The 11262-nt window shown below is 46.1% G+C and carries 11 protein-coding genes; 5 read left to right on the forward strand and 6 right to left on the reverse strand.

Going from position 1 to position 11262, the window contains the following annotated elements; genetic code table 11:
- Window positions 1–190 precede the first annotated feature (190 nt).
- From QUA47_RS00780 to QUA47_RS00790, 3 genes are all read left to right on the forward strand, one after another.
- Window positions 191–640 carry a hypothetical protein gene (locus QUA47_RS00780; protein ID WP_333289595.1) on the forward strand — a complete coding sequence of 150 codons (450 nt, stop codon included), beginning with the start codon at window positions 191–193 and terminating at the stop codon, window positions 638–640.
- A 218-nt stretch (window positions 641–858) separates the two neighbouring features.
- Window positions 859–1989, forward strand: coding sequence for a tRNA guanosine(34) transglycosylase Tgt (gene tgt, locus QUA47_RS00785; RefSeq protein ID WP_333429327.1), 1131 nt, complete (start codon window positions 859–861; stop codon window positions 1987–1989).
- 60 nt (window positions 1990–2049) lie between these two features.
- Window positions 2050–2187, forward strand: a complete 138-nt coding sequence (locus tag QUA47_RS00790) for a photosystem II reaction center protein K (RefSeq protein ID WP_006634808.1) — start codon at window positions 2050–2052, stop codon at window positions 2185–2187.
- Window positions 2188–2271: 84 nt separating this feature from the next.
- Here the strand turns inward: QUA47_RS00790 and QUA47_RS00795 are convergent, their stop codons facing one another.
- Window positions 2272–2826 (reverse strand): glutathione S-transferase family protein, encoded by a 555-nt coding sequence (locus QUA47_RS00795; protein ID WP_333429328.1) that lies wholly within the window; start codon window positions 2824–2826, stop codon window positions 2272–2274.
- Window positions 2827–2946: 120 nt separating this feature from the next.
- Window positions 2947–3528, reverse strand: a complete 582-nt coding sequence (locus tag QUA47_RS00800; RefSeq protein ID WP_333429329.1) for a manganese efflux pump MntP family protein — start codon at window positions 3526–3528, stop codon at window positions 2947–2949.
- A 197-nt stretch (window positions 3529–3725) separates the two neighbouring features.
- Here QUA47_RS00800 and QUA47_RS00805 point away from each other — a divergent pair, with 197 nt between their 5' ends.
- Window positions 3726–4325: a cytochrome b/b6 domain-containing protein gene (locus tag QUA47_RS00805; protein ID WP_333429330.1), complete on the forward strand. Its 600-nt coding sequence runs from the start codon at window positions 3726–3728 to the stop codon at window positions 4323–4325.
- A 278-nt stretch (window positions 4326–4603) separates the two neighbouring features.
- On the opposite strand, the gene QUA47_RS00810 is transcribed toward QUA47_RS00805, so the two are convergent.
- From QUA47_RS00810 to QUA47_RS00825, 4 genes are all read right to left on the reverse strand, one after another.
- Entirely contained in the window at window positions 4604–6964 is a 2361-nt protein-coding gene (locus QUA47_RS00810) for a cache domain-containing protein (protein WP_333429331.1), read from the reverse strand.
- A gap of 595 nt (window positions 6965–7559) precedes the next feature.
- Window positions 7560–8024: a hypothetical protein gene (locus tag QUA47_RS00815; RefSeq protein ID WP_333217479.1), complete on the reverse strand. Its 465-nt coding sequence runs from the start codon at window positions 8022–8024 to the stop codon at window positions 7560–7562.
- Window positions 8025–8213: 189 nt separating this feature from the next.
- Window positions 8214–8774 carry a sugar O-acetyltransferase gene (locus QUA47_RS00820; RefSeq protein WP_333429332.1) on the reverse strand — a complete coding sequence of 187 codons (561 nt, stop codon included), beginning with the start codon at window positions 8772–8774 and terminating at the stop codon, window positions 8214–8216.
- A 152-nt stretch (window positions 8775–8926) separates the two neighbouring features.
- Window positions 8927–9601, reverse strand: coding sequence for an MBL fold metallo-hydrolase (locus tag QUA47_RS00825; protein ID WP_333429333.1), 675 nt, complete (start codon window positions 9599–9601; stop codon window positions 8927–8929).
- A 33-nt stretch (window positions 9602–9634) separates the two neighbouring features.
- Between QUA47_RS00825 and QUA47_RS00830 the strand changes: the two genes are divergently transcribed.
- Entirely contained in the window at window positions 9635–11107 is a 1473-nt protein-coding gene (locus QUA47_RS00830) for a site-2 protease family protein (protein WP_333429334.1), read from the forward strand.
- The last annotated feature ends 155 nt before the right edge of the window (window positions 11108–11262 follow it).

An 11262-nucleotide genomic window follows, 5' to 3' on the forward strand; every position in this document is an offset into this window, starting at 1 on the left:
CACCCTAGTTTTTTGGATCGAGCATTCCTCCTGTCCGAGATCTTTTCCCCGGAAAACCTCTGTCGGCAGCGATCCCAAAGCTCTCTATCTAAAATGACTAAACTCAAGATCCGCGTTTCCCTTCCCAAGAATTCTAGCTAACTCCCTGATTTTCAAGACGGGAAAATACTACAACAGAGGCTTTTACTCCATGAGTGACGATCAATTGAATAACAGGGTAGTTGCTCCTTGCATCATCGATACAGGGATTGTCGTCAACAAACGCGATATCAAAAGATTGCTGTTTGATTTAGGACGTGTCCGCTACCTTCACATACAAGATGGTCAGATTTATAGCGAAGGGGAAGGTTATGTGCTCGAAGTCTTCGCCAACCCCGACCGTTCTACCCTGATTGCCAACCATGCGCTGTATTTGAACGTGTATAGTTTTGATTACCTGGAACTTAAACAGTCCCCTGAAGATGGTGCTTATTTTGACCTGATTCAAGATGGACGGCAGTTGCGGTTAATTCCCCTCTCCAATCCTTTGCAAGAGCAATTCGCCCGGAATTTAAATGCTGCGGCTTTGGATGCGGTTGTCGATCAGGTACTCTCAGGCAACTGGGATCTGCACTTGGACGAAGATGATTCCCCCTTTTAATCGTCAGTCAGTCGATTTTAGATTTTAGATTTTAGATTTTCTTGCAGCATTGAATCTGGGAGTTAGAACTAAGGTCTAAAATTTTTTGCCCTCCACGACGATTGTCGGAAACTTGTATCCGTTTTTGGGCGGGGTCATGAGTTTTTTGTCGCGATGTCATCAACAATAGATTAGATAACACGGACGGCCGAGTAGCGGTTAACGATCGTCGGGGACTAATGACTGAAGACAACGCGAGATTTACTTTTAAATGTCAGGCTAATTGCAGCCATACCCAAGCCCGTGCAGGGGTTTTTACCACTCCCCACGGTGTGGTGGAAACGCCTAAATTTATGCCGGTAGGGACGCTGGCTAATGTCAAAACTTTGACACCGGCACATCTTGAGGCGGCGGGTTCTCAAATGGTTTTGGCAAATACTTATCACTTGCATTTGCAGCCGGGGGAAGCGATTGTCGCAGGCGCGGGCGGATTGCACAAATTTATGGCTTGGCCGGGCCCGATGCTGACGGATTCGGGCGGCTTTCAGGTGTTTAGCTTGAGCCAAATGCGGACTATTTCTGAGAATGGGGTGACTTTTCGCTCTCCCCGCGATGGCCGCATGATTAATTTGACGCCGGAACGATCGATCGAAATTCAGAATGAGTTGGGCGCTGATGTGATTATGGCCTTTGACGAGTGTCCCCCTTACCCCGCTACGCGGGAAGAGGTGGAGGCTGCCACAAATCGCACTTACCGCTGGCTGCAACGCTGCATTCAAGCTCACTCGCGCCCGGATCAAGCTTTGTTCGGCATCGTCCAGGGGGGCGTTTTCCCCGATTTGCGATCGCGCGCGGCGAACCAGTTGGTAGATTTGGATTTACCAGGCTACGCCATCGGTGGCGTTAGTGTGGGGGAATCGGGGGATTTGATCGCAGAGATTGTGAAGGTGACTGCGCCTCTGTTGCCGCCCAATAAACCGCGTTATTTGATGGGGATTGGGACTTATCGGGAAATGGCGTTGGCGGTGGCGAGTGGCGTAGATATGTTTGACTGCGTGATTCCGACTCGGCTAGCCCGCCACGGGACTGCTTTTGTTGGTGGGGAACGCTGGAATTTGAAAAATGCTCGGTTCCGGGAGGATTTTGCTCCGCTGGATGAGTCTTGTCCTTGTTATACCTGCCAAAAATTCAGTCGGGCTTATTTGGCCCATTTGGCGCGGGCTAACGAAGTCCTGGGGTATACTTTGCTAGCGATTCACAATGTCACGGAGTTGATTCGCTTTACTGGGAGGATGCGGGAAGCGATTTTTGCCGATCGATTTACTGAAGAGTTTGCCTACTGGCTTGCACCGAGAGTCGATCGATCGTGATTGCCTTGGGTAAAGATATGCGACAATTATGAAAATTCTGTTGGATAGGTAGGTTGATTCATGGAAGCTGCATTACTCTTAGCAAAACTGCCCGAAGCTTATTCGATTTTTGAGCCTTTGGTTAATGTTTTGCCGGTCATTCCCGTATTTTTCTTGCTGCTGGCTTTTGTTTGGCAGGCGGCTGTCGGATTTAGATAAGTTTGATTTTAATAAAAGCAGGGGCAATTCCAGAATTGCCCCTGCTTTTAGATGTTAAGTTTTGTTTCGCTGTTCTTTCTGCCTTCAGCTACCGCCGATCCCACTTTTAAAAGCCGGTCTTTCTGAGATCCGCTTGATGTAATCTACAACTGCCGGATAAGCACTGAGGTCTAGTTTTAGCATCATCGGAATGTAGGCCAACATTGACCCGACTGCTGCGTCGGCGACGCCAAATTCATCACCCATTAAAAACGGCTGTTTCTCGAAGATTTCATTTAACGGTTTTAACAACTTGGGAGTTTCGCGATCGCGATTTGCTTCGACAAATATTCCCGGCCCCAAGGTGGCGTTAGCAAACGTGACCCACTGCACGATTTGAGCTTGCTGCTCCAAAGTCGCGGGCATTTTACCATGTTTTTGAGCTAAATACAGCAGAATTGCGCCGGATTCCCAAAGTTTGAAATCTCCGTCAACAATTGCCGGTACTTTGCCGATCGGGTTAATTTCGAGATACTCTGGCTGCAAGTGTTCCCCTGCTTGCATATCCAGCATGACGAATTCGTAGGGAACTCCTATTTCTTCTAGATACCACTTGACAATTGAGGCCCTGCTGCGGGCTGCGCCGTAAAGTTTCAGCACGGAATTTTTATCCTTTAACGTAATATTGCTGTTATAGCATTTTTTTGGAATTGGGAATTGGAGTCACCAGAGACTCTGATGTCAATGTTCGACTGATGACTACTGACTACTGACTAATTACTAATTACCGATAACTAATGGCATTTCTGTCAAGTGCATAAACAAGATTCTGCTGCCAATAAAAATCAAAATGGCTCCGCCCAATATCTCAATTTTATTAGCAAATAAGTTGCCGCACTTGTGCCCGATAAACACGCCTGCAAAGGCTAAAAAGAAAGTAATAAATCCGATCGCAGTCACCGCAGGAGCAATAGAATCTTTCAGGACAGCAAATCCGAGGCCAACTGCGAGAGCATCGATACTCGTCGCCACCGACAGCGTTATCAAAGTCCCCGTATCTAAGGGATTGAACTTTTTCTCGCATTCTTCGCTTTGCAGTGATTCGTAAATCATTCTACCGCCAATGAAACTCAAAAGCCCAAAAGCGATCCAATGGTCGATCGGTGTTATCAAAAAACTAAAACTAAGACCGAGCAACCATCCTATGACGGGCATTAAAGCTTGAAACCCTCCGAAAAATAAGGCGATTTTTAAAGCTTTATTGACCTTCATGTGTTTGATTGCTAAACCGCTCGAAACAGCAACAGCAAAAGCATCTGCTGCTAGTCCCAACGAAAGTAATATGGTAGTGGCTGCATCCATTTTTGTAAAGTGTTAGGTTTTATAAATAACGTGCTTCTCTTGACTGTTTTAGTTTACACTAAATTTTGATATAATTACGTTATTATCATAATATATTCATTTTTGACTCACATTTATTTCACAATTGGCGAGAGTTGAAAAAATCAGCGCTTAGCTGTATTCTGTAAAAGATTATTTATCAAGTAGCAGAATCGACTATGCCGCAATCTAGACCGTACCAGCCATTGCTGCTCAGGTTACTGCATGGGGTTAACGCTGCGATCGCCCTTTTAGCAATTTTGAGCGCCTTTCTGGTTTACAACACCTACGATGGGCGGTTTGGCAAAGTCCCCGTACCTCAGATTGCAGATATTATTGGGATTCACGGCACTTTTGGCAAGATGTTGCTGTTAGGAATAATGCCGGCTTTTGCATTGTATAGTTTCCACCCCGGTCAAAAACGCTTGGTGCAGCCGGATTCTTTTGGGAAACTAACGCAGTTGGGAAAACCGATTTGGTGGTACAGTTTGCACCGGATTGTGAATACGTTGATGTTGCTGGCACTGACTTTTTCGATCGCTTCTGGCAGTATGGTTAAGGAAGAATGGCTGCCGGCTGGGGAATTGACCCAGGTTTGGTATTATTTACACGCTTCTGGTTGGGTGGTATTGGTGTTTTGTCTGGCAATGCACTTGTTGATGAGTGCGAAGGTGGGGGGTTTGCCGCTAATTTTGTCGATGTTTGATGCCGCATATCCCCCGGAAGATTCGCCGGCGGCTTGGTGGAAGAAAATTCGCTCTTTGGTCGATCGCTCTTAATGTGAAAATGCTTAATTTGAAAATGAACAAAAATATTTTATTAATTGTTGCGGAAGTCTTGGTAATGGGAGGTTGGTTGTTTGCTGTGGTTGCACCTTTATTATTTCCCTAATCCTATCATAGCAATTGGGGTTAACAAATGATCGTTAGGTTTGTAGTGAAGACTTTAGCCCTCCGTTTGATGAGGACTAAAGTCTTGACTGCGAAACCAAATTAAGCTTTTCGCGGAACTTGCTGGCAAGATTTGCGACTGGTTTCCCTGGCGGCAAGATGCGATATCAAAGGATAGGCAATTTTACCATAAACTCAGCACCGCCCCCAGTTTGAGATTTAATTTGAGATTGCACGGGAGATTCAACTGTAAGGCGGCCGCCGTGCAATTCTACAATAATTTTATAGCAAACCGACAAGTCCAATCCTGTAAAATTTTTAAATGATTTAGTATGACCAGACTGGTCAAATATTCTGTGTTGAATTTCCGGGGGAATTCGGGCGCCGTTGTGGGCGATCGATACTGCAATAAACCTGGCGGGATAACCCTCGACAATATCTGTTTTAATTGTAATAATTTGATCGGAGTTTTCAATACTCTTAAGAGCATCAATAGCATTGCTGAGGAGACTCGCGAATACCTGGCTCAGTTGACCGGGATAACACAAAATGGGCGGCAGGTTGTGGTACTCCTTGACTACTAATATTTTTTGCTCCAGCCGGCCCGCTAGCAACAGCAAAATATTGTCGATGCTTTCATTTAGGTTGGCGTGTTCTTTGTTGGGTTCGTCAGGAAGCGAAAATTTCCGCAAAGCAAGGACTATCTGGCGAATGCGATCGGCTCCTATTTTCAAAAGGTTGAGAATTTGCGGCAACTCTTCGCTGATAAAATCTAGGTCGCAGGCCTCTATTTCTTTGGCAATTCGCGGCACAGGTTCGGGATATTGTTCGCGATAGAGGCGAATTATATTGAGCAAATCTTTGATATAATCGTTAACGTGAATCAGGCGACCGTAAATAAAGTTAATCGGGTTATTAATTTCCTGGGCAACTTCGGCGGCTAGTTGACCGACAATTGTCATTTTTTCGCTTTGTACTAAATGCTCTTCGGTGATTCTGAGTTTTGCTAATACTTCTTCCAAAAGTTTGAGTTCTTCTTGAATTTGCCCGTGGAGTTGGGATTGGGAAATTGCGATCGCCAGCGAGTCTGCAATTGCTTCCAAAACTTCCACCTCATCGGGAGTTGCAAACTGCCGGTTTGCACAGGCGAACAGATATCCAAGCCGATGATTCTGAGTTAGTACGGGTACTGCTGCGTAGTGACTATTTGTGAGTTCGATATGGGCGTGTTCCTCAGACGCTGTGGCATCAGGGGCGGCCGTTTTATGTAGCAGTATCGTTTCGCAGCGGTGAAGCCGTGCAGCTAAATCTCCAGAGGGCCCTCCTGGAACACCAAAGATTCCCAAGCACGCCGGCAAACCTTCCCGGCAATATTCCCAGCCAAATTCTAAAGTATCTTGTCGGGGATCGTACCATGCGAAAATTGCTCGATCGAGCTTCAGTAAAATACCGAGTTCGTCTACTGTAGTTTGGAGGATGCGATCGAGGTGCAAGGAAGCGCGAATGCGGCCGGTCAAGCGGTGGAGAAGGCCTTCTGTGCGACTGCGAATGCCATTTAGGGCAAACAGCTTGAGCGCCACAATTGCTGCGAAAATAGCTGCGGCGGCAAGTACGCCGGCTGCTACTGCTAGTATCTTGAAAGGAAGGAGTTCTTTTTCGAGATTGTCGCGGGGAATTACGAGGGCGATCGACCATTCAGCTTGTTCTAAAGGAAGATAGGCAACATAAACTCTGGCGTCGTTGATTTTAGTCAGCGAAATGCCCGTTTTTTGATAAACCATCTCCCGGGCTACATTCGCCAAATTAGCATCTGCGGACTCTAAAAGACTGGGAGCCGGCTTGTCGATATTTCCCATTAACCGAGCGTCGGGATGCACAATCGGCACTCCTTGAGAATTGAGAACAAAAGCGTAAGTTCCTGCCCCATATCCCAGCTTTCCTATTACTTGGGCAATTCGGTCGATCCTAATGACGCCGTTGATTACTCCGATCGGCTTTTGTGCTGTTTTATCAATAGAATTTGCCGAATTTGACCACACTGGAGCCGAAATGGGAACAATACTTTGTCCTTTGAGCGTGCGAGAAATGGTAGGATCGGAAACATAGACTTCCCCAGCCATTGCCTTTTTAAAGTGTTGGCGGTCGCTCACATTAATCAACGCTCTGCCCACTTTTGTGGTGAAATAAGAACCGTCGGGATCAATTAATGCGAAGTGCTGGAATTCTTGCAGTCGATTTACTTCCGATTTTAAATAAGGCTCTGCAACTGACCAATTCATCGAACGAACGGGAGGAGTGTGGGCGAGGATTTCGATCTCAGCCTTTCTAGTGCCGAGCCAGCGATCGATCTTGTTGGCGCGATCCCTAACTTCTAACAAAGCATTTCGCTCGCTTTTGGTGATAATCAAGCGGCGAACGCTTTGATAGCTGATACAACCCGTGATGCTAGCTGCCAGAATTGTTCCGCCCAAAATTAAGAGCGCAGTTTTGTACCCAAGATGGTATTCGCCCTTTAATTCCGCTGGCAATAGTCGAGTTAATTTCCACCACTTTACTCTCGCAAAGCTTCGCATGGTTTGACCAATTTGTGAGATTGAAATCCTTAGCTCACCTGCGATGTACTCGCCCGCACGCCAGTAGTCTGAAACTACTAGCCTTCAATAATTGCGGGATTTTTTATTTTTTTCCCGCCGGCCGGCTCACCTTGTTAAACTGGAAGAATATTCTATCATTTTTTTGATGAATTAAAACTTTTTATTAAAAACTTAAGATTTTTCTTAACAGTCGTTAATAAATTATGTTAATTAGGTGATGTGAGTAATGCGAACCCTACATTGAGATGTTTGGTGTTTGTCTTAATAACGAAATATTAAAATTTTTTCCTTCATTAATGAACTAAAAACTTGTTAAATCTTTAATTTACATCGTTTCCGGTTGCCTCGGTATTTTTCAAAAATCCCAACAGTCAGTTGGCCCGAAAGCATAATTTTAGTCAACAATCAACAGTCAAAAATCAAATTGAGGAGTGCAACCGGAATTCATATTACATCTCAAAACTCGGAACTATTTTCGGTGCATCCGCTGGCTGAGGCACTGTTAAATTGCCCGAGTTGCGCGATTTGTTTAAAGAACCTTGTGAGTGTGTTCGTGCTGTTTCACATTGTCTTCAGTGCGAATGACGCGCTCGGAGTTGAGCACTCTTTTGCGTTCTAAGGAATAAGTAAAGTCGTTGCGAACTGTTCCCAAGGGAATGTGAAGTTGAGCTTGGGGGCGGATTTTGTAAGTGCGGGCAGCGGCGATCGCCCGAAAGCCAAATTCTTCGCTAAACTGAGCTGAGGTAGGGAATTCTGGCAACATTTTGGGTGTGTCGCCGTCGAGCACTGCTCCCAAAGTCGTCCCGCAAATCATTAAATAAGATGTGGGAATTCCCTTCAAAATTGCTTCCAAAGCTGCGGAGGGAATAGCTTCGATTACTTGCACTTCAAAAACTTCGCCTTCTTCTTTGATGAAGCAGGTAGCTACACCGACTGCTATGTAGTCGTCGGTGCAGAGATCGGGAGCGTTGGCATAAACTGTTGCAGTCGTCATAAAAAAAGCTTGGTAGTGTGGAAACCGGGAACGAGAAATTAAGCGATTTTAGATTTTAGATTTGAGATTTTTTCCAGCGTTTTTTTCGGGGATTTTACGTGAAAAATATCAAACCGGCTGTTCTAACACCTAAAATTTTTGGGTTAAGCTCCAAGGAGCCGATCGCACGATTGTGTCGATCGTACCACATCAAGGTAGATGCCGGATGATTCGGCAAGGATTCCCCGCTGCCACGACGTTTGCGGGAATATCTTTGACAACAACACTGCCTGCGCCGATCGTGCTATTGTCGCCAATAGTGACTCCTGGACAAATCATACTGCCGCCGCCAATCCAAACATTATTGCCAATATTAATTTCAGCGGCGAGTTCTTGGCCAGAAAGCCTTATTTCCGGGTCTGTGGGGTGAAGAGCGGTGTAAATTTGTACGTAGGGGCCGCACAGTAAATTTTCGCCAATGTTAACTCGATTGCAGTCGAGAATCACGCAACCAAAATTCATGTACAATCCGTTTCCAGCATAAATATTGCTACCGTAGTCGCAGTAGAAGGGTGGCTCGATTTCAACTTTTGGGCCAACGGTAGCGAACAATTCTGCGAGAATTTCTAACCGTTTGTCTGGTTCATCTTCGCGGGTAGAATTGTAGGTTCTGGTGAGGCGGCGGGCTCGTTGGCGCTCTAAAATTAATTGCTCATCAGCAGCTAAATACAATTCCCCGGCGAGCATTTTTTGTTTTTCGGTTTTTTCCACAGTTTTTTCCAAGGTAAGAATCGGCGGTTGAAACCGCTACTTCACCAACGAACTTCCTCTCTAAGAGACTGAAGAATAATGTAGGGTGCGCTAGGCGCACCTTACCGCTATAATTAGCGCGTCAGATCATTTTTTGATGTTGCAGCATACATTTAGGGTTCAGGTTTTGACTGCAAACAAACAGCTAAATCCAGATTGGCTAATTGCTCAAAAGCTCGATCGATCGCTCCTTTTCCCCGCAAAAAACCAGTATTTGCACCGGGACAAATATACTGTAAAGTTTCTGGCGAAAATCGATCGATAATTGACTTCACGCTGTTAATTTGCCGGGGCCAGTGAAAAGTTTTTGCCGTCAACAGCGGTACTGGGGCGGCTTCTCGGTTGGGGAGCAAGTGCCTACCCGAAAACAGCACTCCACCGCTGCCACTATGATAAAGGCAAGAGGAACCAGGAGAATGGCCAGGAGTCCAAAATGCTTTCATTCGATCGCTCACAACAAATTCTCGCTCAAAAACCGTCACCTTCAAACCCGGCAGTAAATAAGCTTCCTGCTCTTGAATCAGGATCTCGCACCCCGTGGCTTCCTGAATCTCCCGCGCCTTGGCGATAGCGCCGCGGTGGGTGAGAAACAGCAGTCGCACGCCGCCGTGTTCCCGCAAAAATGTTTGGTTAATCTCATCCCAAGCGGGACAATCCACCAGGATGTTAGTTTGGTTTTCTACAATGAAATAGGCTGTTGCACCCAGAGTTTCCCGGTTAGGCGGGAAAGCAAGGATATTGTCGAGCACGGGTCTGGGTTGTTTGGAGACTAAAGTCTGTTGTTTCAAGGAAGTATTTCAGAAGGGAATGGGATAAATATTATGTTCTTTTTACTATGGTTGTTCGTATTGGGGCTGATATCGTACTACTTGTTGCAGAACGGCACCAGCCGCATCACCAGGACTCCGATATGGCTGCTGTGGCTGGTAATGATGGCGCCCGCGCTGATTTGGAGTGGTTGGATTTTAGTTTACGGTACCAGCAAAACTGTACCGCCGGAGTTGGTAATTATACCTTTTCTGGTTTGCCCTTTTTTGTATTGGTTTTTGGTACAGTTGGGGCGCAAGAAAATTACCGCCGAAACTGCTGAGCAGCTAGCAGCAGAAGCGACTGAACCTGCAAAGCCAAAACCGCCCGTGCGCCCGATCGATGCAGCGGAAGAAGCGAGTTTGCGCGATTGTTTTCCTTGGTCAATTTACTTTTTGCGAGATTTGGAATTTCGGCCGCAGGCTGTAATTTGTCGCGGACAGTTGCGGACAAACCCCGAGGCTGCTTATAAGGCAATTCGGGAGAATGTGGAGAGGCTTTTTGGCGATCGCTTTTTAGTAGTATTTCAAAACAGCTTGAGCGGTCAACCTTTTTTTGCTATAGTTCCCAATCCCAGCCACCAATCAGGGGAAACTCCTGTCAAAAAGGAATCTGTAACCCGGCCATTTTTCGCATTAGCTTTGCTGCTGATCACGGTGTTTACGACTACACTTGTGGGGGCGCGACTTGCCGGAGTTACTGAACAAGCTTTGCAGTCCAACCCGTCAATATTGCTCCAGGGTTTGTCTTACTCGCTGGCTCTAATTACAATTTTAGCAATTCACGAATCCGGCCACTATTTAGCTGCCCGATTCTACAAAATTCGCACGACTTTGCCTTATTTGATCCCGATTCCTTTTTTCTTAGGAACTTTTGGGGCTTTCATTCAAATACGGAGCCCAATTCCCAACCGCCGAGCTTTATTTGATGTTAGCATTGCCGGGCCGCTTGCGGGTTTAGTGGCGACAGTGCCATTATTAATTTGGGGTTTGAATCATTCGACTATTGTACCGCTGTCTGACAAGTCGGGAATGTTAAATTTTGAGTCTTTCAAACCCAGTTTTTCGCTGCTGATGACTTTGTTGAGCAAGTTAACCTTGGGCGGCGCTTTGAATGCGGAAACTGCGATCGATTTGCATCCGGTAGCGGTGGCGGGTTATTTGGGTTTGATCGTGACGGCGTTTAATTTGATGCCGGTGGGACAACTCGACGGCGGGCACATCGTTCACGCGATGTTCGGCCAGCGAGCGAGTATGGCGATCGGGCAAGTTGCTAGACTTTGTATGCTGCTGCTTTCTTTTTTGGAACAGGGTTTACTGCTGTGGGCGATTATTTTGTTTTTCACGCCACTAAACGACGAACCGGCGTTGAATGATGTCAGTGAATTGGATAATCGACGGGATTTTTTGGGGCTAATGGCGATCGGGCTTTTGTTAATGATTTTGTTGCCGGCGCCCAGGGTACTCCTTGAGTGGTTAAATGTTTAGTTTGGAGTTTAGACTAAGCACAAATTTACTCAGCCTTAGCTGAGTAGAAGTTATGGTGAATTTAGAGAGAGCTGATCAGGTTAACTAATCGATTTTGACCAGTTTTGGAACCTACCTTTACCCTTTTTGACCACAGGATAGCGGCATCTTGGAGT

This window comes from Microcoleus sp. MON2_D5, from assembly GCF_036701905.1.
Lineage (GTDB): Bacteria > Cyanobacteriota > Cyanobacteriia > Cyanobacteriales > Microcoleaceae > Microcoleus.

Coding starts and splice junctions, on each gene's coding strand:
- QUA47_RS00790 (WP_006634808.1), top strand. CDS start 2,050: ATGGAAGCTGCATTACTCTTAGCAAAACTGCCCGAAGCTTATTCGATT.
- QUA47_RS00830 (WP_333429334.1), top strand. CDS start 9,635: ATGTTCTTTTTACTATGGTTGTTCGTATTGGGGCTGATATCGTACTAC.
- QUA47_RS00780 (WP_333289595.1), top strand. CDS start 191: ATGAGTGACGATCAATTGAATAACAGGGTAGTTGCTCCTTGCATCATC.
- QUA47_RS00800 (WP_333429329.1), bottom strand. CDS start 3,528: ATGGATGCAGCCACTACCATATTACTTTCGTTGGGACTAGCAGCAGAT.
- tgt (WP_333429327.1), top strand. CDS start 859: ATGACTGAAGACAACGCGAGATTTACTTTTAAATGTCAGGCTAATTGC.
- QUA47_RS00805 (WP_333429330.1), top strand. CDS start 3,726: ATGCCGCAATCTAGACCGTACCAGCCATTGCTGCTCAGGTTACTGCAT.
- QUA47_RS00815 (WP_333217479.1), bottom strand. CDS start 8,024: ATGACGACTGCAACAGTTTATGCCAACGCTCCCGATCTCTGCACCGAC.